The organism is Peribacillus aracenensis, assembly GCF_025175645.1.
Taxonomy (GTDB): Bacteria; Bacillota; Bacilli; order Bacillales; family DSM-1321; genus Peribacillus; species Peribacillus aracenensis.
On the sequence record NZ_JANZMJ010000030.1, the window covers coordinates 1 to 23689 of the forward strand.

The window sequence follows — 23689 nt, forward strand, 5'->3', positions numbered from 1 at the left end:
ACCCATTATACCTTTTAATTTCTATTTCATTTTGAAAATATATTTTTAGGATTCGATCAATTGTTTATCATTGAAATAAATGACTTCACTAAGGATTTTACAGCCTTCTATTACCTCAAATTTTTCCCTAGCTTCCTTTTCTGTGGTAAACTCAAACATTTTTATGCCATTTTTCGAATGGATAGTGATCACCCACATAAAATTCCCTCCACATGGAAGATTAATTTCCCGATTTCCTGAAACACTTTCATTTAATTTCACTGTAAAGCAGTAAAGTGTTGAACGCTGCCAATTGGTAGGATGATAAATCACCATCCTACTATTCAACACCATTACATGTGGATAAATACTTCTAAAAGCCCAATTCATCTGCTGAAATGGAAGATCAAGGCCATACCTTTCTTAGTGATTTTTAAAGGCCATTCAGGCTTTAGTAATCACTCTTCACAAATGGCGTTAAAGAAGGTTTTTACTCGATAAATTCATGCTCACGGCCATTATTATCCTTTGGAACCGCACGGGCTTTCTTATAAGTAGGAACTAGATCAATCGGATGCTCCTCTTGTAAACCTCTTCTGAAAGTGAAAAACATAATCCATAATCAATATACATCCATTTATGCCTTATTTCAGCTAACCATATTAGTGGTGGTTTCCGATGAATTGCCTTGTTTGCCAGGCTTCACGAATACCATGGCTAACATGCCAATCGTGACGGCTATTGATGCAGCAATAAACATGGCATTATATCCATATATGGCGACAAGACTTCCAGTCAAGGTAGGGGCAATGATGGTAGCCAGATTCGCAATGAAATGAGTTACCCCGCCAAATGTTCCAGCTTTATTCGGTTCTGTATCCAGAACCACGATCCAATAAATGGAATTAGGCAAATAATTAAAGGCATTTCCTATACACATTAAAGCAAGTACGGCCGCCGCACTTTCGACAGTCGGAATCAACATAAAACATACAGCTGTACAAAATAAGGAGACTACTGTAAACCAAGATCTGGCAATACGTAAATTCCCTGTTTTCCTTCGTAATATATCCGAGATTTTACCACCTAATAATCCAGTGATAATAGCTCCCACCCAGGGAATCATACCAATATATGAAAGAGAAGAAAGTGAATAATTAAATTCATCTTGCAGATATTTGGGGGTCCATGTAAGTAATAGAATATTTACATATAAAAAAGCAAAATATCCAATTGCATTAAATACTAACGTAGGGTTTTTAAAAAAATGGTACCATGGTACATTTATTTGTTCGTCTAATTTCGTCTCACCTTTTATTAAAATATCTGCTCTTCGAATTTCTTCTAGTTCGGTTTTCGAGACTCTTGGATGATCTTCAGGTAAGTTTGTAAATACTTTGTTCCAAATTGCTACCCAAATAAAACCTAATATACCGAGAATAACAAATGTTACTTTCCAGTTAGTGAATGTTAGAAGACCTACTACGATGGGTGCAGTAATCAATGCTCCAATTGGCGTTCCCACTAATCCAAGAGCTACAGCAAACCCTTTTTCTTTAGGAGATACCCAGTTTGCCATCGTTCGGTTCATCGTTGATAATGTAGGTCCTTCAGCTAATCCAAATAAAACACGAAACACCGCAAATCCTGCCAAGGCAGAGCCTCCAAATAATGCTGCACCTATGTGACCTGCGAATATTGTCCCAATTTCAAAAAAAGACCATGTAGTTCCGGCAATGATCCACATGAATTTAGGACCTTTCTTATCTGCTAAAGCACCACCAAATAGTGCACCGAATATATATCCATATCCAAAATACCCCAGGATTGCTCCCCAACTTACTGGATCTAAATTGAACTCCTTGATTATTTCAGCTTGGGCATATGAAAGTGCACCTCTATCAATATAATTTATGATTGTAATAACAATAATCATAAAAATGATAAAATAACGATAGTTATTTCTCAACATGTAATCACTCCTAGATGTTTGTTAGAGAGCAGCAATACTGACTGATTTTAAACATAAAAAACAGTAATCTTAAGACCCTATCTAGTTTGCATTATGCAGCCTGTAATAAATTACAGCCATGAATACCCTGGTCTTTACTGTTTCGCCCCCATAGAGAAGATCGGATCAAGACAGAAAAACATGACAAGCGTATACTGGCCAAATTCTAGTAAACTATTAAAAAAACCATCCGCAGGCATTCCACCATGGATGGAAGCATGTATACCAGTGCAACTGAAATATCAGATACATTTCTTGCTTTGGCAACATGGAATACTGTTAAATCATATTGTACGTATCAAAGCCTTTTTACATCCGCCAAAACTCCAGCGGATGTAAAGAGGCTCCTGATACAAAGAAGTTCATTAAATGGGCGTTTCATGAGAGATCCAGTCTACCTAATGAAGGGTCGATGGATATAGCCTCTCTTCTTTTAGTGAATTTTATAGACCAGCCAGGCTTTTGGAATCAGTCTTCACTTTATCATTCACTACTTGCACACCATTTTTCCATACAGATTTAACGTGATTGACCCCAAATAAATATTGCAGCTCCTGATAGTTTTCAACATTCCATAAAACGACATCCGCTTGTTTTCCGACTTCGAGGGAACCGACCCTTTCTTCCCTGTTGATTGCACAAGCAGCATTGTATGTCGCCGCCGTCAGAGCTTCTGCAGGGGTGAGCCGCATCGAAATGCATGCCAGATTCATGACAAGCGGCATGGATGTCGTCGGTGAAGATCCGGGATTGCAATCTGTCGAAATGGCTACGGCCACACCTTCATCAACCATTCGTCTTCCAGGGGCCGCTTCTTCTCGTAAATACAAGGCGGTGGCTGGAAGCAAGCAGGCAATGGTACCTGACTTCGCCATAGCAGTAATCCCCTCATCGGAAGCTTTTAACAAATGCTCAGCTGAAATGGCTCCTATCTTCGCAGCTAATTCAGCTCCACCGTATGGCTCAATTTCATCAGCATGAATTTTAGGGATCAAGCCATACTTTTTCCCCGCATTTAAAATCCGCTCTGATTGTTCAGGGGTAAAAACCCCCTTTTCACAAAAGACATCATTGAATTCAGCAAGCTTTTCTTTAGAGACGATTGGAAGCATATCATTAATCAGATGATCGACAAATTCATCCTCGCGGCCTTTATAATCCTTTGGAACCGCATGGGCTCCCATAAAAGTAGGAACTAGATCGATCGGATGCTCTTCCTGTAACTTCTTCATCACCCGCAACTGCTTCAATTCGGTTTCCAAATTCATTCCGTAACCACTTTTACCTTCTACTGTAGTCACGCCATGAGCGAGAAACGAATCAAGTCGGCGCATGGTTTGCTCCATCAATTCTTCTTCACTTGCTTCCCTTGTCATGCGGGTGGTGGCATGAATGCCCCCACCTGCGTTCATTATGTCCATATATGTTGCGCCTTCAAGACGCATTTCAAATTCACGTTCCCGACTCCCGCCATATACAACATGCGTATGTGGGTCAACTAGCCCAGGTGTCACCAAATGGCCAGTTGCATCAAAGACTTCAGCTTCATGCATTCTATCTGCATAGAGTTCTTCCAATTCTTTGGTCGTACCGATCGCTTGGATCAAACCAGATTCAATCCATATACTTCCATCTACAATCAACCCAAGCTCTGACATTGCCTCTTTAGAACGAGGACCTTTCCTATCGGAGGTAAGGGTTGCAAGTTGAGCGGCATGTTTTATCCAAATTGGTTTTGTCATTTTTTATCAATTCCTTTATCAAGCATCGGGATATTAATACCTCTTTCACGGGCTGTTTCCTCTGCCAGTTCATATCCTGCGTCAACATGACGCACTACACCCATCCCAGGGTCAGTTGTCAACACTCTTTCAATCCTGGCTGCTGCTTCTTTTGTGCCATCTGCCACAATTACTACGCCTGCATGCATGGAGTAACCCATTCCTACGCCGCCGCCATGATGTACGGAAACCCAGGTTGCACCGCCAACTGCATTCACCATTGCATTTAAGATCGGCCAGTCAGCCACTACATCGGAACCATCCTTCATGGCTTCCGTTTCACGATTCGGCGAAGCAACAGAGCCAGAATCCAAATGGTCACGACCAATCACGATCGGGGCCTTCAATTCACCGCTCGCAACCATATCATTGAGGATTTTACCAAAACGGGCGCGCTCTCCATAACCAAGCCAGCATATGCGGGAAGGCAGACCTTGGAACTGAATTTTTTCTTGAGCCATTCTGATCCAGTTACATAAATGTTCATTATCAGCGAATTCGCGTAAAATGGCTTGGTCTGTTTTATAAATATCTTCTGGATCCCCAGATAAAGCCACCCAGCGGAAAGGACCTTTACCTTCACAGAATTGTGGACGGATATAAGCTGGAACGAAGCCCGGGAAGTCAAAAGCATTCTCTACCCCTTCATCCTTCGCAACTTGACGGATATTGTTGCCATAATCAAACGTCACGGCTCCTTTTTCCATCATTTCAAGCATCGCTCTTACATGTTTGGCCATTGAAGCTTTTGAGAGTTCAATATACTTTTCTGGATCCGAATTTCGTAACTCTGCCGCTTCCACCATTGACAGGCCTGAAGGAGTATATCCATTTAGCGGATCATGGGCCGAAGTCTGATCCGTCAAGACATCAGGGATGAAGTTCCTTGCGATCATTTCCGGTAGAATATCTGAAGCATTCCCAATCAAACCAATCGATAATGCTTTCCCTGCAAGTTTAGCTTCATTGGCTAAACGGATGGCTTCATCCAATGAATTCGTTTTCACGTCGGTATAACGAGTCTCAATCCTCCTGTCAATTCTTGTCTCATCTACATCGATCCCGATACAGACACCACCGTTCATCGTAACTGCCAGCGGCTGTGCCCCTCCCATTCCGCCTAAACCTGCCGTAAGTGTAATGGTGCCTTTTAACGAGTTATTGAAATGTTGTTTTGCAAGCTCGGCAAAGGTTTCGTATGTACCTTGTACGATCCCTTGAGATCCGATATATATCCAGCTGCCAGCTGTCATCTGCCCATACATCATCAATCCCTTTTTATCAAGTTCATGGAATGTTTCCCAGTTCGCGTATGCAGGGACGATATTTGAATTTGCAAGCAGGACACGTGGTGCATCCGAATGCGTTTTAAAAATGGCCACCGGTTTCCCTGATTGGACAAGTAAAGTTTCATCTTCTTCAAGCTCTTTTAGTGATTTGACGATTGCATCAAAGCATTCCCAGTTACGAGCTGCTTTCCCAATCCCTCCGTATACCACCAAATCTTCCGGACGTTCAGCAACTTCAGGATCCAAATTATTCATGAGCATTCTAAGCACTGCTTCTTGTTGCCATCCTTTAGTATGCAATTCTGTTCCAGTATACCGGATAACCTTGTTTGTAATCGTGTTCATTTTCATTTCCCCCTTGTTTTTGTTATATATTCATTTTATAAGGAAAATTCAGAATAATTTATTATAATTTAATGATTATTTTATAATTTATTTTAATTATTTGTAGTTAACTTTATTTTTTTATGAATAATTTCAAAAATTACATGGTTATGAAATAAATAAAAAAGGACGATTCATTTATTGAATCGTCCTTTTTTATAATCCAGACCGATATGCTGATGGTGTACACTCTTCAAGCAGTTTGAATTTGGCATTGAAATAAGTTTGATGTGAATAGCCGGCTAATTGTGAGATTTCCTCCAATGATAAATCCGTTTCCTTTAATAAACGTTTAGCTTCTCTAATTCGAACTTGATGCAGAGTATTTCGAAAAGACTCGCCGGATTCTGCCGCAAAACGACGGCTGAGTGTGCTTTTATTTATACGCAGAGTATCTGCACAACTCGCTAGATTCCACTGGGCGTCCCAATAGTTGGACTCGATCAGCTCCCTTGCTTTTTCGCTAAGTGTGCGTGCCCCTTCCTGTAATTGTCCATGATCCTGCAGAAGCATATGGGTGGTGAACGCATGCAGCTCTTTTACTATTTGATGGATGACAGGTTTATGTACAATTTGCTGAAATACATCATAGTATATTGCTTCTAGAGAAGCATTTTGCAAGTTGTATGATTTCATATGCCTACGAATCTGTGCGAGTACACTTGTAAGGCGGATACGAACGATTTCCGGGTCGGGGTATGGTCGTTCAAAAGTAAGGAATTCACGCTCAATCCAATTCCTGATGGCTTTCGCATCCCGCCTTTCGAGCATTTCTATCCAAAGTCTTTGTTCAAGAGGAGTGAGGAATGGGTCCATCTCTTGAGGAGAAGTTTGTTGACTTTCGGCTAAAATGATATCATATCCATCGAAAAAGATTTGTCTCGTAAATTCACGTGTTTGCTGATACATCCTTTTTAAAGACTCATTTGCAGTTGCCGCTATTATTATGATGGCAAGGGGCTCATCCATTCTTTCTTTCCAGTGAGCAAGGAACGCTTGGTACTCTTCCTTATATACCTCATTTTCCTTTATTTCCTGGACACATAAAATAAAATCCGATAGAGCGAAGATTTGATTCTTCCCAGTAAAAGAATATCGTTGCAGTTCATCATAAACTAAAGGAAGGGTCCTGTTATCAGGTGTCAAAAAAGCGACCATGGTTATTCGACTTTCATGCCCCCGGTCTGTCAAGAAGAAATCCGGATATCCAATATCCAGAGCATGCCCATCATCCATTGTGTTTGTCGAAAGAAGACCCGGGCCATTTCTCAATTGAAAACGCAATTGTTGGATATGTTTTACCAAATCCGCCGAAGAAAAAGGACGGAATAAAACATCTTCAGCACGAAAGCGTAAGGCTCGATAAGCCGTTTGAAAGATTCGCTCAGAGGAAATGCCTAACCATCGAATTCCCCTCCGCTTTAACGAAACACCCATTGCCTCACTTTCATCCGTCCAAATATCCATATCCAAAATAACGAATTCCGGTTGCTTATTGCGCATGCCCTTTTCAAATTCTTCAATCGTTTTCCATAAGATCAGTCTAACTCCCGTTAGGTGGGACTCCACTATCCAACGAATTCCTTGAGCCTCAATCTCATCTTTCGCCACCAAATGAATTTCCACATCATCACCTCATTTCCGCTGTTATTCCTGTAATGAATAAATTGAAGTCAGTACATGAAAAGAAAAGGACTCCCTTATCTTTTCGAAAGCACTTATATCTCATCTCCATTCTAATCCCGCCGAAAACCACAAACAAGCCTTATTGGGCAGAACCTTCGATTTAGATTGAATTTTGACATGCTCAACCGGTATTTTCATCCCATATATATGTACTTCCTATATAAAAATATAAAAAACATCATGGAAACCTTATGATTTCCAATGATGTTTCGTTTATAGTCACTTTTAATCTTCCATACATTTACGACTTTTAAAATTCATTAATATTGACTTCAACTTCTTTTACGATGTTTTCATCTGAAGTACTTGTCAATTTTAATGATAATAGGGTGATCACACCCATCACAAGTAATCCGGATAAAATAAACATCCCTTGAGTGAATGCAACGGTTCCAAGAATCATCGGTCCTACAAAACCGCCTAAAGCCGCAAATGAATTGACTATGGCTATTCCAACTGGTGCAGTGGACTCAGTGAAGAAAAATGTCATATAGGCAAAGAAACAACCACTGAACCCGTATAACCCGAAAGATGTAATGGTTAACATAAGCACCATCATAAAGACACTATTTGAAAAACCGCACCCGATAAATCCGACAACTGCTATCATGAGGCAAACGAGCAAGTGTGATTTATGTTCATTGGTCCGATCTGAATTCCAGCCTACAAATATAATGGCAGGTATACCGACTAACGATGGAATCATCGCTAACCACCCAATTTCCAAATTGGTCGTGGCATTTTCCGATAAAGATTTTATGATGGTTGGCATCCAGAATGATAATCCATAGATTGATGTGTACCCTGCGAAATAAAAAAGGGCCAACTTCCAGATTTTCGAATCTTTCAGCATATCAAGCTTAGTAACTTTATTTATACTCGAGCTAACTTTTCTTTCCGCACTCAATTCCCCTTCTAGCCAATCACTTTCTTCCTTAGATAACCATTTAGCGTTGGCCGGTCTATTAGTTAAATAGAAAACAACAATGATTCCAATAATAATGGCCGGAATGCCTTCAAGGATGAACATCCATCTCCACCCTGCCATACCCATCCAGGAGATATTGTCAAGAATCCATGTCGATGCAGGCGCACCAATCAATCCGCCAATCGGTAGGGCTAAAAGCAAAACCGCTGTGGCCCTTCCTCTTTCGCGGGCCCTGAACCAATATGTTAAATACAAAATTATACCAGGAAAAAAACCAGCTTCGGCGACACCTAATAAAAAACGGAGAATATATAAGTGCATCGTTGTTTTCGCAAAACCTGTCAATATTACCACGAGTCCCCACGAAATCATTATGCGGGCAATCCATATCCGAGCTCCCACTTTATGCATGATCATGTTGCTTGGAACTTCAAAGAAGAAATAACCTATAAAAAAAATGCCAGAAAGCAATCCAAAAACTTCAGCGGATAAGGCTAATTCTGCATTCATTTGTAAAGCAGCATAGCCTAAATTGACCCTGTCCAAGTAAGCAATGATGTAAAGGAGCAAGATAAATGGAAGAATGCGTTTCATCGTTTTACTGATCGTTCTTTTCTCTATTTCACCACTGGAATGATTCATGATTATTTCCTCCCTTTTCATGCTCCTATCTCCCAAAAAACAATCCGTTACCTCACATCTCTATTCCTGCTTCCTGAATTCCTAGAACCATCAATTTATCCTAATACCACTTCCCTCCGTTTTACATATACTGAATCCAACAACATTTTTGTAAGCGCTTTCCAAATATACGAAATGAAATTAAGAAAGCGTTGTGATTATTGATGATCTACGTTAGATTAAATAGACCACCAATCATTTAACTAGACTGTAGTCTGATATTAAACCACGCAGGAATATTCTGTCAATTATCATGTGGAGGTTATTATGATTGAACCAGAAAGAAATAGCTTTGGAAGAAAAGACATTTCACAACTTATCACCCTTAGTATGATGGGGACCATCTATCATTGGGGATTAAATAACTCAGAACAAGCTTGGAATCGCTATCCATACCGCTAACCAAAACAATCATTGATGGGCTGAAAAACTAAGAACTAATACATAAATCAAAAAGATTCATTTTCAAACACACTGTATGGTCAGGGTAACTCCATTAATCTATAAGTTCATACATTTGCATTATTTCAATTGAGTGTCAGACATATTAAACGAGGAGTCGAAAGCCATATATCATGAAACAATTTTTCTTTATCATCCTATATGCACTATTATTTGGATTATCACTGCAGGCTTTTAATTTCAAGCTTCACCACCCTATTGCAGAAGATATCAGCCGTCTGATGCCAGTCAAAATGAAAGCGATAAAGGCAGAAGATAGTGAAAAAGCAATCAAAATGGTCGTTTTGGATGCCGAAAAAAACGATGATCCCATTTCCATTGCCGGAATGCAACATAGCCAAGGAGGTCAAACATTATATCCAAATGGGATCCTGCTCGATATGAAGCACTATGATAAAATACTTGATTTGGATGTAAAAGAAAAACGAATCACGGTCCAAAGCGGAGCAACCTGGGCTGCTCTCCAGGAATATATCAACCCATATGGACTTGCACTGAAGGTCAGTCAATCTCAAAACATTTTTACCATCGGGGGTTCTTTGAGCGTTAATGTCCATGGACGCGATATCCGTCATCATGCCTTGATAGAAACCGTGGAATCTTTTAGGTTGCTTAACGCAAAAGGCCAAATCCTTACAGTGAGCCGCCAAGAAAATTCGGAGCTCTTCCATTTGGTTATTGGCGGGTATGGTTTGTTTGGAGTAATACTAGATGTAACACTCCACCTTACCGATGACGAACTTTATAAAATTAAAACTAAGTCACTCCATTATGATGAATATACTTCGTACTTTAAAAGAGAAATTCTTCAAAACGATGATGTTAAAATGCATCTTGCAAGAATATCTGTGGCTCCTGGCTCCTATTTGGATGAAATGTATGTAACGGATTATTATAGAGCAAATGACCAAACACAGCTATCTAACTACAATACTCTCAAACGGGAAACAATCATTGCCGTGCCTAAATTCTTTCTAGGTCTCTCACGTTATAATGACTGGGGTAAAGTAAGGTTTTGGGAAACTCAAAAAACCTACACGGCCAATATTGATGGTAACTTGGTTTCGAGGAATAATGTGATGCGGTCGGACTCAGCCTTTATGGATTACAGCAACCCCACCAAAACTGAAGTGCTGCAAGAATACTTCGTTCCGATTGATCAATTTGCTGATTATATCGATGATTTAAGAAACACCTTATCTGATGAAAAAGATTTTAACTTATTAAATATTACAATTCGTTATGTGGAGCATAACGATGAATCACTCATGTCCTATGCCAAGGATGATATGTTCGCTCTTGTAATGCTCATCAATCAAGGGATGGATAACGAAAGTAAGGCAAATACGGAAAGGGTCATCCGAAAAATGATAGATGTGACGCTTGACCATAACGGCAGCTACTATTTGCCCTATTATGGGTATCCAACCAAGACACAATTATTTGAAGCGTATCCGCATACTGAGGAATTCTTTCAATTAAAAAAGAAATATGATCCTGATAATCGCTTCATGAATCTTTTCTATGAGGAGTATCATCCATGAATTATAAACGTTTCGTTTTTTACCAAGGCACTGTTGGAATGGCTGCAAGCATGATTTTCCCTTTTTATATTTTGCTAATCAAAAATGTAGGCACCAGTTATTCACAATTCGGGTGGGCATATGGAATATTCTCACTGACTGCAGCACTTAGCTATCCTGTAATCGGAAAATTCACTGACAAAGCCGGTGACAAAGCATTTCTCCTTATCTATTCATGGGGGATGGCACTAATCCTTCTTGCCTTTCCTCTCGCATATGAAATTTGGCATGTCTATCTCCTGCAAATCATTATGGGGGTACTTGGGGCAGTACAAAAAAACACAGAAAAAACGGTGCTTGCAAGATATGTTACGAAGAAAACAGCGGGTGTGGAAATTGGAAACTACCATGTTTGGACATCCATCGGTGCTGCAGCTGCGGTGATTGCAACCGGATATTTAGTCGACTTTTTAACGATCGGCAGCATCTTTTACATTGCATCCTTAATGTTTGCCTGGAGTGGATTTATTTTAATGAAGATGGAAAACATCACACCACAGACGTTGGAGGAATGAATGAAAACACGCCACCCTTCTTTTGCAAAGATAGGAAACAGCAAAGCAACAGACTCTCTTAACTAAAAGATTGCCTGTTGCTTTGTTTTTTATAAAGTTAGACCCACCTATGTAAAATCTCCTACTTTTGCGGAAAAGCACTCGGAAAATGATTTTAATATAAGTATATCTTATGAAAATACTAAGGGGTTAAAGCCCTAGTGAATATGGTGACACTCTCTTTGATAAAATCATCCAGTGATATGCTTGGAAAGTCTGCATTGGATTCTATCTCGTTCATATATGCACCAAAATGCATCATCATAAATGATAAGGCTTGCAATTCAGGATTGGACCGAATGACTTTTCCTTTTTCCGACATACCCCTTAAATAATTGGATAAGATCATCAATAATTGTTGAGGATGCTTTTGCATTTTTTCGTGTAAACCTGGCAAATTAGCTTGCTCTTTCATTCCAATTTGGATCAGTTTTCGGTTATGGTTCATAATTTCATGATACTTTCGACTAATCAGAAACAAGTCCTGGGACAAATCAAAAACGAGTTTCCCCTCAAAAATGCTTCTCATCTCTTCAGCATAATGAAATCGGTCAAACGCGGCTTCAAGAAGGTTTTGTTTGCTGCCGAAATGGCGAAATAGCGTCTTTTCGCTTAAACCCGCCGCATCAGCTATTTCTTGGGTGGACACGCCATTGTATCCTCTTTCTGCCATAAGGTCTATAGCAGCAATCATAATTTTATCAGAAGTGTCTTGTTTTCTATTACCATTCATTTAAATACCCTCTATCATCAATCTCATGTCAGTATCTACTGACATAAATATATAATATGACATAGTCATTGTCAAGAGATCGCGGAACAACGAAAAAAAGAGCCAATCAGGGTTGGCTCTCTGTAGAAATATTTAGCATCTCACTCATTTATAAAATTTTATACGATCCTCAAGTGGTTTGAATTCTTTATCACCTGGTTGAGCTGCTGGATTTCCAAATGGCATTTGCGCAATCAGTTTCCAATTACTCGGAACATCCCATTCTTTTTTCACATCATCATCAATTAGTGGATTATAATGCTGTAAAGTTGCTCCCAATCCTTCTGCTTCAAGTGCTGTCCAAACAACTAATTGATGCATGCCTGATGTTTGTTGTGACCAGATTGGGAAGTTATCCGCATACGTTGCAAATTGTTCTTGAAGTGATTTCACAACAGATTCATCTTCAAAGAATAATATTGACCCATATCCCGCTTTAAAGGAATCCATTTTTTGTTGAGTGCCAGAGAAATCCCCCTCACCAACCGCTTTCCTTAAAGCTTGCGTCGTAATATCCCATAATTTATCATGGGCCGAGCCAGTCAAAACAACAAGACGGGAAGATTGGGAATTAAAAGCCGATGGCGTGTGTTTTACCGCAAATTCAACAATTTCTTTAATTTTCTCATCCGAAACTTGGATCTCTTTATTGATTCCATAATATGATCGTCTCTCTTTAATAGCCGTGTAAAAATCTTTTGTCATGATTCATTCCTCCAGAGCATGTTTTCTATTTCCAATGATTATTCCATTTTTTATTTCTACCAGTTTTAGTATGGGCATAAACCAATATATCATTCGCTAATGGTTATTCTTTAATGAATTCCTTTGTGCTTCTTACTGTATCAATGGGACGGACCAACTTTTCGATTTGATCCCTTTTCGGTTCCAAGAACGGTGGTAAAGATAACTTTTCCCCGAGCGTTTCATACGTTTCATCCCCCATAAATCCAGGACCATCCGTGGCAAATTCGAATAATATTTGCGGCGCCACCCGTACATAAAGCGACTCAAAAAAGTGACGATCAACATAACCGGACGTATGAAATTGGAAGCTTTCCATTCGTTTGATCCATTCTTCCAGAACGGAACGGTCTTCAACACGGAAGGCTGTATGGTGAACAGTCCCAAAACCCTGCCGTGCCTGGGGAAGGATTGAATTATGCTCAACAATCACTTGTGCACCATTCCCACCTTCACCTACTTCAAATAGGTGATATGATCCTTCCTTGTCTATTTCATTGAATAATAGTACCTTTTCCATCATTTCTTTAAAATAATCGAAGTTGGCGATCCGAATGAAAATTGGTCCTAATCCTGTAATGGCATATTCGAGGGGAATCGGTCCTTTTTGCCAAGGAATCCCCGCTGCAACCCCTTTATTGTTTTCATCGGAAATCAATTGATATTGCTGATCATCAAAATCCACAAATGAAATGATCTTTTTACCAAACTGTTCCTGAATTCCTTTATTACTTACTTCTAAACGGTCGAACCGCTTAACCCAATACTCCAATGCCGCATCATTCGGTACACGGAAGGATGTTCTTGAAATCTCATTTGTCCCATGCACTCCTTTAGGAATACCAGGAAAATCAAAGAATGTCATGTCAGTCCCTGGACCGCCAACATCGTCGGCAAAAAACAGGTGATAGGTTTGGATATCATCTTGGTTAACTGTTTTCTTGACTAAACGCATGCCTAATATATTTGTGAAAAATTCATAGTTCTTTTCTGCACTACTAGTTATGGCCGTGACATGGTGAATACCTTTTAATCCATTCATAAATTATTCCTCCCATTAAAACGATCAATTTTTGGATGTTCAACATTTGAATTAATCCGCTATATTTTTCCTTCAAGAAGAGTGGCTATTCATTAAAGGGGTTGGAAAAGATTTTACATAATTTTTATTATCTTGAATTAATATATCTTTACTTAAAGATAATTTATCATGAATAAAATTCACTGTCAACAACTTATCTCAAATTAATATATCTCAAAGTCGAAATAACCTCTGTCAATTTTCATTTAGTCCTAATATCTTTTGAAAGAATTATGGAAACAGAATATCCTTTCTAAAGCAAATGCCATTCCGAATATGAGTTACTATCTATAGGTATAAGTCGCAGCAATGACGATCAATCACTTTTCTTGCTAAATTGATTCAGTATTTCAATACGAAAGCCCCCAGGTAAAGAGAAAACCTTGGAGGGCTATTTCGGTTTGGTTCCTTATTTTACATGATGCAATTCCCCTTGTTTTCCGGATGAAGAGTCAGCACCATCGTTTTCTTTTGACTTCTTAGAAGAAAGATAAACCCCTGCGAAAATGATCAGCAGTCCAATAATTACATGAGGATTAATCGCTTCTCCAAGCAGGACATAGCCCCAAACCATAGCGCTTGCAGGAATAAGGTATGTAACCGTTGCGGCTAGCTCTGGGCTGCCATTTTTATTGATGTAGAAATAGATCAGCTGGCCGATCCCAGAGCCAAAGCACCCAAGACCGATTATGGAGAAAATCGTTAGCGGGTCCATCAACATCACTGGATTAATCGGCCCTGTTATAAGCATCCCGATCAAACCGATAATGGCACCCGTGAGCAGCGTAAATGTAGTAATGACCAATATGCTTGTACTGGAAAGAAATCTTTTCGTATATTGGCCGGCAAACCCATAACAGATGGACGCTATCAGCATTGTACCAATTCCAATGAATTCCTTGCCGAAAAGCTGACCGACTTGAAAATCCATCAATACTAAAATTCCGAAAAAACCGATAAGAATGCCCATCCATTGTCGGGCGGTTAAAACATAAGAAAAAATGATAAATCCAATGATCCCCGTCCAGATCGGGGTGGTTGCATTAAGAATCGATGCCGTGCTGCTGTTAATCTCTGTTTCACTTAAAGCTATTAAACCCCATGCTAATCCGCAATTGAAGGTTCCGACAACGACCAGCGCTGTCCATGGTAATTTCCAGTTGATTTCACTGCGCTTCCACCATAAAATGGGAATCAGAACAACAGCACCCGCCAAACAGCGGAGAAACACTATCCCCCAAATGCCCGCTGGCGGGAGCAGCCATTTCATGAAAACAAACGATAAACCCCATATCAAACTAAGGCCGATTAAAGCCCCGTATAATCGAAGCATGATATTCCCCCTTCCTACTTTCTTATTATGACAAACATTGTTATGGACTTCATATAAAATCTTGCTATTTAAGTACTGAAAATTATTTTCCGCCAAGGCAGCGGCATGTACAATCTTTTGCAATTGTAAAAAGCATGGCTGAACTAATCATTCATTGGCTTCCAAATCTGTGGCATTTTTATCCTGCCTTTATAAGGCTACCAGTCTGTTGGTCTCCTAGCGGTTGCAGGTCAATGAAAAGAGGAATCTTAAGTGCGATTTCTCCTATTATTTTAGCTCGGTTACGTTTTATGTTTATTTCATGTCTAAAAAAACTAAAAAAGCTGGAGAGCATTAAAGAAGGCAAGCCAGTCTATAGGCTTGCCTTAATCTGAAAAATGAGAAAGGACGTATTATTTCTTTTGGGGTAATACTTTCACACCGAATTCCTCTCTATCCATAAGCTAATTCGATTGACTAGACTAATGATAGTGATAATAGTCAAAGCTTGTTTTACCTTAATTGACTATTATATTTTTACATTGGCATCAGAATTGACCATTATTTTCATGTTGGCTATGGCTACAGTTTCTCCGTTTTGTTTTTTTATTTCCTGGATGACTGTTACAACACCTTGATAGCCCTTTTCAAAAAGGTCAATCACCTTTAATTCTACATGTATCGTGTCCCCAATAAAGGTTGGGTTTATAAATCGAACTTTCTCCAAGCCGTAAAATGCAACAACGATTCCCGGTTCAAAATGAAATAAGCCGGTTGCAACCGAAAGTATAAGCATTCCGTGGGCTATCCGTTGCTTAAATTGTGTATTTGCTGCATACTCCTTATCAGTATGAAGGGGAAACCAGTCACCGCTAAATGCAGAAAACATTACTAAATCAGCCTCGGTTATAGTACGTCCTTTCGACATCCATGTTTCTCCGATTTCATATTGATGGAAATATTTATTAAACATTATTTCATCTCCTTTATTTGTGATCGAATTACAAGTCTGAATATTCAGATATTAAATACTGAAGACTATATAATTTAGTGATATTTCTTAAAATCAACACGAATAAAAACTTTTTTCATTTAGGAGACGTATTATTCCATATAAAAAGCGGGTAAAGCTAGAAATAGAAATGTATTTTCCTATGTTCAACGGGAAATGGTTAAACGATGGCAAACAAGCTGAATATACCGATTACAAAGAATACAGCAAGTGTCTTTATGATGGTAATAACAAAAATGTCTTTATATGCCTGGCGATGTGTGAGTCCCGTAACAGCTAAAAGAGTTATTATAGCTCCGTTATGTGGCAAAGTATCAAATCCACCTGCTGACATAGAAATGACACGATGTAAAACTTCCAACGGAATGTCAAAATGAGCAGCAGTTTGTATATACGTATCCGCCATTAAGCTCAACGTAATGCTCATCCCACCAGATCCTGACCCAGTAATGCCACACAAAACATTTGTCATGATCGCCCCATTAATTAAAGGGTTCGAAAACATTCCAGTGAGATAATCTTGTACCACAGAAAAGCCGGGTAAAGCTGCAATCACACCCCCAAAGCCATATTCGGTTGCCGTATTCATGGTTGCTAGCAATGCCCCACTAATGCCAATATTAATACTCGAATTGAAATTTAATTTGACAGCTTTAAAATTTAATAAGACGATTGCTATTATCCCGAGAATAAGAGCCATCTCCACAGACCAGACACCAATAACTTTAGACATATCGACAATACCATAATCTTTTAATCCAATCGTGGCAAAATCGAATCCTTTGGCATACCAAAGAGGAAAAGACTCAGTAAAAAACTTATTCATCACTCCGACTAACACTAACGGAATAAAAGCAAGCCAGTCTTTTCTACTTATAGCTTTTTCAGAATCCATTCCCAACTTATTAGTCGTTTCCACTGATATAGCAGAACTGGCTGCCAATTCTGCTTCGGCAGCTTCCTTATCAATAGCTTTATCGCCAATTCCAAAATACCCTTCACCATTTCTAGCTGCCTTATGCCGACAATGATTTAAGTATAATAGGCTTAAGGAAATGATAAATATTGCCCCAATAATCCCCAATGTCGGTGCAGCATAAATGTCAGTTTTAAAGAAACCAGTTGGAATGACATTCTGAATTTGTGGAGATCCTGGAAGTGAATCCATGGAAAAGGTAAATGCACTAACTGCGATTGTCGCAGGAATTAATCGCTTTGGAATATTGGCCTCGCGAAACAGCTGAGCAGCAAATGGATAGATGGCAAACACTGCAACAAACAAACTAACGCCGCTATATGTCAGGATTGCGCCCATTATCACAATGGCTAGAATGGCTTGTTTAGCCCCGATAAATCGGACAATTATTTTTGCTATGCTCTTTGCAACACCGCTTATTTCAACCAGTTTCCCAAAAATAGCACCCAGAAGAAAAACCGGGAAATATAATTTAACAAATTCAACCAACTTAACCATGAATATATTAGAGAAGAAAGGTAAAACATGTCCAGGATCCGTTAAAAATACAGCAAACAAAGCGCACAATGGTGCAAAAAGTATAACAGAAAATCCTCGATATGCTAGAAACATAAGTAATCCTAGTGAAATAATAATGATCATTACATCCAATTCGACTTCCCCCTTTTTCTCCAAATATATATGTTATCATTTGTTGCTGGTTTGAATGCTTTGCCCCCAAGACTTATTGGGCATGATAGGACAGTTTTCCAGTGCACATTTAGTAAGAACCCTAATTAATTTCCCGAGTGAATCCTTAAACGATTTTGTATATTAACAAAGATGAGTTACTTTAGAATCTGCCATTTTTCCAACCCTGGCATCAGGATCTTTTTCAAAAATCGGACTTGCCACTGGTTTGGTCATGAGGGTTTACTGATCAATGAAGTTTGGCTCTCTCTTATTGATAAAGGCTTCAACTCCTTCCTTTACGTCCCTAGTCTGAAAAACATGACCAAAATTTTCAGCTTCAATCACGAGTCCATCTTCAAGTGTTTGTTCATAACCAAAATCAATAGAATGCTTTGCAAAAGTTAAAGATTGTAAAGTATAATTGCAAATACATTTTGCAATTTCCATTGCTTTTCCTAAAGATTCACCCTTTGGCACAACATGATTAACAAGCCCTATTTGTTTGGCATCTTCTGCATTCAGTGGCTCTCCAGTAAAGATCATTTCTTTTGCTTTGGCTTTACCTATCAGTCTAGGAAGTCTTTGAGTTCCCCCTGCACCTGGAAACAATCCCAATTTAACTTCAGGGAGCCCAATCCTAGTATGTTCCTCCGCAATTCGAATATCACAACTTAAAGCAAGTTCACATCCTCCACCTAGTGCCAATCCGTTGATTGCAGCAATAGTTGGTCTTGATAACCGTTCAATTTTATTAAGTGGTTCCTGAAGCCAAAGTGATTTCCCCTTTCCTTCTTCCACTCCTTTTCCAATCCATGCTGGAAATTCTTTAATATCTCCTCCAGCAACAAAAGCTCTTTCTCCTTCACCGGTAAGTATAATGACCTTAACATTGTAATCGCTTTCAATTTCATCCACCACAAGATTCAATTGTTCTATAACATCTGCGCTTAATACATTAACTGGTGGATTATCAATAATAATCGTTGCGATATTACTCTGTTTTGACCAAGAAACAACTTGATCCTTCTTCTTCATCGGCTTTCCTCCTAAACCTAAAGTGTACTTGTGGGTTCCAAATACTCTGGCATTATTGAAAAACGGGAATCGGTGGGTGAACCCAGATATCTATGCTAGAATCCTTTGTGGTTATGTGATTTTTAAAACAAAGTGAAATAATGTATTCACAAAGCCTTTTTCAGCCTTCCATAAACCCCTTATTTATCCATACCACTAAATTGTTTACGAAGAATAAACTTTTGGACCTTCCCGGATGGGGTACGTGGTATTTCATCAACAAATGTGACCTTTCTAGGTTTTTTGTAGCTAGCAAGATGTTCCTTACAGTAATTAACAACATCTTCCTCCGTAAGTTTGGCTCCTTCTTTTTTAACAATAACAGCACATACAGCCTCAATATATTTGGGATCAGGAATACCAATTATAGAAACTTCCTTCACTTCCTCATGGCGGTATAAGACATCTTCAATTTCCGCTGAGTAAATGTTTTCACCACCGCTCCGAATCATATCTTTTTTTCTGCCTGCAATTGATAGATACCCATCATGATCGAACTTTCCCAGGTCTCCTGTTTTACACCACCCATTCACGAATGTTTCCATTGTGGCATCTGGTTTCCTCCAATACCCCTCAGAAACCGCTGGACTTTTAATAGCGATTTCACCAATTTCACCAACTGGCAAAGGCGTTCCATCCTCATCGATAATATTTATTTCTGTAAGTGGCATCGGCTTCCCAACGGTATGGCCTTTTGTAAAAGCATCTTTTGGTTCAAGCGAAGCCGCAATTGGCTGTCCTTCAGTTAACCCGTAAACTTGAACAACTCCAATTTGAGGAAACCTCTTTTTTAATTGTTCCAGTGCCCATGGCATTAGCGGGTCACCACCTGTATAAATGGTTTTTAAAGATTTCAGCTGATACTTTTCAATTTCAGGAAAATTTAGCATTTCATAAATCATGAAAGGGAATAAAAAAGAATCGGTCACATTTTCCTCTTCAATAACGGAAAGAATTCTTCCAATCTCGAATTCTTGGCTTTTTGTAATTATTACCCTTCCACCCATCAGTAGAATGGGAAGTGCGATATCTTCCATCGCCCCAACATGGTATAGTGGTCCTGTCGTCATCGCAACTTCTTGCCCTGTAAATTTCCATTTCAGTGCTTGTATCGTGGAAAACCAGAAAGTTGTATCATGTGTCCAAATCGCACCTTTAGGTCTTCCCGTTGTTCCTGATGTGTACATAAGCATGACTGGATCGTTTAATTTAATGTTATCGACTTTGACCTCATCTACCGAACCACTTTCTAATACACTCCATGACTCAGACCATCCTGGGGTTGGGCCATTTCTATGAGGAAGACAAAAATAACGCTCAACAGAAACATGATTACAAACTGATTCCAGCTGATTGGCTAAGTTAGAATGGAAGCACAATATTTTTGTCTGTGAATCATTTAATGCATACTCAAGCTCTGCACTTGAAAGCCTAAAATTAAGTCGAACTGCAATTGCACCGATTTTCGCAATGGCAAAATATAGACTAAAATATTCAAGACAGTTGTAAAGTAAAATACCGACACGATCGCCTTTTCGCACTCCAATTTCGTAAAGCCTGTTTGCATACGCATTTGATATAAGGTGGAGATCCATGTACGTCATCGACTTTCCTGCTTCTTCTTGTATTGCTATTTTGCTAGGATTTATATTATTTAAATCATTCGCCATTTTTCTTGTGAAAAAACCGACATCCAATGAAATTCCTCCTTTACAATTTAAAAAATACAGACAAAATTCAGGCTACAAGGCCGCTAAATTCATTAATGTTCAAATCAATTCTCAAACTTCTAAACATTCCCTCTTCCTTTAAATTGACCACTCGCCTTTATCGTTTTCTTTCCTCCTTTCTTCTAATTTGAATGCAAGATTCATTCCAAAACGGAAAAAACCCTTACAGACTTACTGTCCTTAATAATCGAGGAAAAGTCGATGGCCTATTTTCTGTTTTTTCGGAAAATAACCAAGAAAAAAATCAACTGAATTAAGATCAGCTGATTTTTCATTCATTGTTTTTCATAATTTATAGCCTTGTTTCTCCTGTAATGTGAACTATATCCACATTAATACGGAAATTAAAAAATAAATCCGGGATTTCGGAATGAATTCTGAAATCCCGGATTTATTTTTATTGGTCAGAAATCTTATATTTTCTAATTTTATCGTAAAGGGTAGAATTCCCTATCCCAAGAGCTTCCGCAACCCTTTTTTTATCAAACTTAAACCTCCTTAACGCTTTTTCGATTTCCTTCTTTTCTGTTTCCTCTACACAATCCTTTAAACTTAATTCTTTCATATTCACATTATGAAGTTTAAGATACTCAGGTAAAGCATCCTTTCCCATTACCTCTTCATTTGATAGGTGAACACCTGCATCAATTACATTCTCTAGTTCTCTGATATTCCCTGGCCAGTTATATTGCTCTATTAATGAAATCACCTCTGGGTGAATGGAGGTTACTCGTTTTCCTATTCGAGCTGTGATTTTTTTAAAAAAATAATCTACAAGTAAAGGGATATCTTCCATTCTATCTCTTAAAGGAGGAATAAATAATTGGACAGCGTTAATTCTATAAAATAAGTCTTCACGAAATAGCTTTTCTCCAACCAATTTTTCTAAAGGGCGATTTGTTGCAGCAATCACTCGAACATTTAGTTTTTTTGGGTAAAGCGAACCTACAGGCTCAAACTCTTTCTCCTGAAGGACCCTTAATAACTTGACTTGCATTTGCTGAGGCATATCACCAATTTCGTCAAGGAAAACAGTTCCACCATCAGCAAATTGAAACTTTCCTATTTTACCTCCCTTTTTTGCCCCTGTAAAAGCACCTTCTTCATAACCGAAAAGTTCAGATTCTAACAAGTGTTCCGGAATTGAACTACAATTTATTTTCACAAGCGGTTTGTCGCTTCTTCCACTTAGCTGATGAATGCTATGTGCTATTATTTCCTTGCCTGTACCGCTTTCTCCTCTAATTAGAACAGAGATATCACCTCTAGCCAACCTTTTCACACGTTCTTTTAACTGTTGTATTTCTTGAGAATTTCCAATTAAGTTATGTAAGGAATATTTCACTCCATTTGTAACACCTATTTCATTTTTGTAAAAATTATGTTTTGTCAGGATCTCCTTAATGTGACTATTCATTTTATTCCAATCATCAAGATCACGAAACATGATTGTCCCGATTGCACCAATTATTTCATTATTTTCAATGATAGGAATGCGATTTGCGATAACAAAATCACCACGAAGAAAATGTATATCAGCAATTTCGGATTTACCTATTTGCACTACAAGGTGTAGCCTTGTATTTTCAATTATATTCGTCACATGCTCACCAATCACTGAGTCGCGTTCAACATTTAAAAATTCACAATATTTATTGCTAATGTATTGAATTTTCCCATTACTATCGACAATTACAATTCCATAATATGTACTCTCAAACACCATATCTAATAGTTTATTATTGGATAATTGTCCAGTATTCATCTTAAGCTCCTTTAACTAAAATCCTTTTACCATATAATACCACGCATTTCAAATGGCGTTTCAATGATTTTTTATTCATGCGCTACTTTTTGGCCAAGTTCACGGACATCCTTGGCGATTTACTTAATTGTTTTTTCATCTGCATGATCCATTACAGGAACAAACAAAGCATCCCTCCAGATGGGGGATGCTTTGTTTGTTCTATTTTAAGATTCGTTCAATAGGCAACAAGGTCCCTCAGTGCCTTTTCCACTTTTTCAGGATTCACCATGAAGGATTTCTCCAATGATGGTGAATATGGCATCGCTGGGACATCCGGGCCTGCAAGTCTCATGATTGGGGCATCGAGATCGAAGAGGCAGTTTTCTGCAATGATCGCCGATACTTCACTGATGATGCTTCCTTCCTTATTATCTTCAGTAACCAATAGGACTTTTCCTGTTTTAGATGCAGCTTCCATAATGGCTTCTTGATCTAATGGATAAACGGTTCGTAAATCAAGTATATGAACGGATATGCCATCACTGGCCAGCCTTTCAGCTGCCTGGAGCGCAAAATGTACACAAAGGCCGTAAGTAATCACTGTAACGTCATCGCCCTCACGTTTTACATCCGCTTTACCAATCGGTAAAACATAATCATCATTCGGCACTTCTTCTTTAATAAGGCGATAGGCACGTTTATGTTCAAAGAAAAGGACCGGATCTTCATCGCGAATGGCTGCTTTCAATAAACCTTTCACGTCGTAGGGTGTAGAGGGCATGACAATTTTAAGTCCCGGTTGATTGGCAAAAATGGCTTCAACGGATTGTGAATGGTATAACGCCCCATGTACACCCCCGCCGTATGGAGCTCTGATGACGATAGGGCAATGCCAGTCATTATTGGAGCGATAACGGATTTTTGCAGCTTCCGAAATGATTTGGTTGATTGCGGGCATGATAAAATCAGCGAATTGCATTTCCGCAATCGGCCTCATCCCATACATGGCCGCGCCGATGCCGACTCCTGCGATTGCGGATTCAGCAAGCGGGGTATCAATGACACGCTGTTCCCCGAATTGTTCATATAACCCTGATGTCGCTTTAAACACACCGCCTTTTACCCCTACGTCCTCACCTAATACAAATACACGGGAATCACGTTCCATTTCTTCCCGCATCGCCATTATCACGGCATCTATATAAGATATCACTGCCATCTTCTTTCCTCC

General features: G+C 39.0%; 19 protein-coding genes. 3 read left to right on the top strand and 16 right to left on the bottom strand.

All coding sequences use genetic code 11. From position 1 onward, the window contains the following. Window positions 1-45: 45 nt before the first annotated feature. The 6 genes from N0M92_RS22595 to N0M92_RS22620 all read right to left on the bottom strand — a co-directional run bounded on the left by N0M92_RS22595 (window position 46) and on the right by N0M92_RS22620 (window position 8700). On the bottom strand, window positions 46-198 hold the full coding sequence (locus N0M92_RS22595; RefSeq protein WP_179891081.1) for a hypothetical protein: 153 nt from the start codon (window positions 196-198) through the stop codon (window positions 46-48). Between the two features lie 430 nt (window positions 199-628). Next, window positions 629-1951, bottom strand: a complete 1323-nt coding sequence (locus tag N0M92_RS22600; protein WP_260287954.1) for an MFS transporter — start codon at window positions 1949-1951, stop codon at window positions 629-631. 482 nt (window positions 1952-2433) lie between these two features. After that, window positions 2434-3732: an imidazolonepropionase gene (hutI, locus tag N0M92_RS22605; protein ID WP_260287955.1), complete on the bottom strand. Its 1299-nt coding sequence runs from the start codon at window positions 3730-3732 to the stop codon at window positions 2434-2436. Then, entirely contained in the window at window positions 3729-5405 is a 1677-nt protein-coding gene (gene hutU, locus N0M92_RS22610; RefSeq protein WP_260287956.1) for a urocanate hydratase, read from the bottom strand. The genes hutI and hutU overlap by 4 nt, the downstream gene beginning before the upstream one ends. 195 nt (window positions 5406-5600) lie before the next feature. Next, the gene (locus tag N0M92_RS22615; RefSeq protein ID WP_260287957.1) at window positions 5601-7070 is read right to left on the bottom strand and encodes a helix-turn-helix transcriptional regulator; all 1470 of its coding nucleotides are present in this window, start codon (window positions 7068-7070) and stop codon (window positions 5601-5603) included. Between the two features lie 310 nt (window positions 7071-7380). Beyond that, entirely contained in the window at window positions 7381-8700 is a 1320-nt protein-coding gene (locus tag N0M92_RS22620; RefSeq protein WP_260287958.1) for an MFS transporter, read from the bottom strand. A 306-nt stretch (window positions 8701-9006) separates the two neighbouring features. On the opposite strand from N0M92_RS22620, the gene N0M92_RS22625 reads away from it, so the two are divergent. The 3 genes from N0M92_RS22625 to N0M92_RS22635 all read left to right on the top strand — a co-directional run bounded on the left by N0M92_RS22625 (window position 9007) and on the right by N0M92_RS22635 (window position 11299). After that, entirely contained in the window at window positions 9007-9141 is a 135-nt protein-coding gene (locus tag N0M92_RS22625; protein WP_260287960.1) for a hypothetical protein, read from the top strand. 173 nt (window positions 9142-9314) lie between these two features. Next, window positions 9315-10745, top strand: coding sequence for an FAD-binding oxidoreductase (locus N0M92_RS22630; protein ID WP_260287961.1), 1431 nt, complete (start codon window positions 9315-9317; stop codon window positions 10743-10745). Then, window positions 10742-11299, top strand: coding sequence for an MFS transporter (locus N0M92_RS22635; protein WP_260287962.1), 558 nt, complete (start codon window positions 10742-10744; stop codon window positions 11297-11299). The genes N0M92_RS22630 and N0M92_RS22635 overlap by 4 nt, the downstream gene beginning before the upstream one ends. A gap of 181 nt (window positions 11300-11480) precedes the next feature. Here the strand turns inward: N0M92_RS22635 and N0M92_RS22640 are convergent, their stop codons facing one another. The 10 genes from N0M92_RS22640 to N0M92_RS22685 all read right to left on the bottom strand — a co-directional run bounded on the left by N0M92_RS22640 (window position 11481) and on the right by N0M92_RS22685 (window position 23677). Further along, window positions 11481-12071: a TetR/AcrR family transcriptional regulator gene (locus tag N0M92_RS22640; RefSeq protein WP_260287963.1), complete on the bottom strand. Its 591-nt coding sequence runs from the start codon at window positions 12069-12071 to the stop codon at window positions 11481-11483. A gap of 144 nt (window positions 12072-12215) precedes the next feature. Further along, window positions 12216-12815 carry a nitroreductase family protein gene (locus tag N0M92_RS22645; protein ID WP_260287964.1) on the bottom strand — a complete coding sequence of 200 codons (600 nt, stop codon included), beginning with the start codon at window positions 12813-12815 and terminating at the stop codon, window positions 12216-12218. 103 nt (window positions 12816-12918) lie between these two features. Then, window positions 12919-13896 carry a ring-cleaving dioxygenase gene (locus N0M92_RS22650; RefSeq protein WP_260287965.1) on the bottom strand — a complete coding sequence of 326 codons (978 nt, stop codon included), beginning with the start codon at window positions 13894-13896 and terminating at the stop codon, window positions 12919-12921. 448 nt (window positions 13897-14344) lie between these two features. Continuing rightward, the gene (locus N0M92_RS22655) at window positions 14345-15268 is read right to left on the bottom strand and encodes a DMT family transporter (protein ID WP_260287966.1); all 924 of its coding nucleotides are present in this window, start codon (window positions 15266-15268) and stop codon (window positions 14345-14347) included. A 508-nt stretch (window positions 15269-15776) separates the two neighbouring features. Beyond that, entirely contained in the window at window positions 15777-16220 is a 444-nt protein-coding gene (locus tag N0M92_RS22660) for a MaoC/PaaZ C-terminal domain-containing protein (RefSeq protein WP_260287967.1), read from the bottom strand. 199 nt (window positions 16221-16419) lie between these two features. Next, the gene (locus tag N0M92_RS22665) at window positions 16420-17886 is read right to left on the bottom strand and encodes a GntP family permease (RefSeq protein WP_260287968.1); all 1467 of its coding nucleotides are present in this window, start codon (window positions 17884-17886) and stop codon (window positions 16420-16422) included. Between the two features lie 261 nt (window positions 17887-18147). Then, on the bottom strand, window positions 18148-18942 hold the full coding sequence (locus N0M92_RS22670; protein ID WP_260287969.1) for an enoyl-CoA hydratase/isomerase family protein: 795 nt from the start codon (window positions 18940-18942) through the stop codon (window positions 18148-18150). Between the two features lie 179 nt (window positions 18943-19121). Next, on the bottom strand, window positions 19122-20678 hold the full coding sequence (locus N0M92_RS22675; RefSeq protein WP_260287970.1) for an acyl-CoA synthetase: 1557 nt from the start codon (window positions 20676-20678) through the stop codon (window positions 19122-19124). A 430-nt stretch (window positions 20679-21108) separates the two neighbouring features. Beyond that, a complete protein-coding gene (locus tag N0M92_RS22680; RefSeq protein WP_260287971.1) occupies window positions 21109-22476 on the bottom strand; it encodes a sigma-54 interaction domain-containing protein in 1368 nt (455 codons plus the stop codon). A gap of 217 nt (window positions 22477-22693) precedes the next feature. After that, the gene (locus N0M92_RS22685; RefSeq protein ID WP_260287972.1) at window positions 22694-23677 is read right to left on the bottom strand and encodes an alpha-ketoacid dehydrogenase subunit beta; all 984 of its coding nucleotides are present in this window, start codon (window positions 23675-23677) and stop codon (window positions 22694-22696) included. Window positions 23678-23689: the final 12 nt, after the last annotated feature.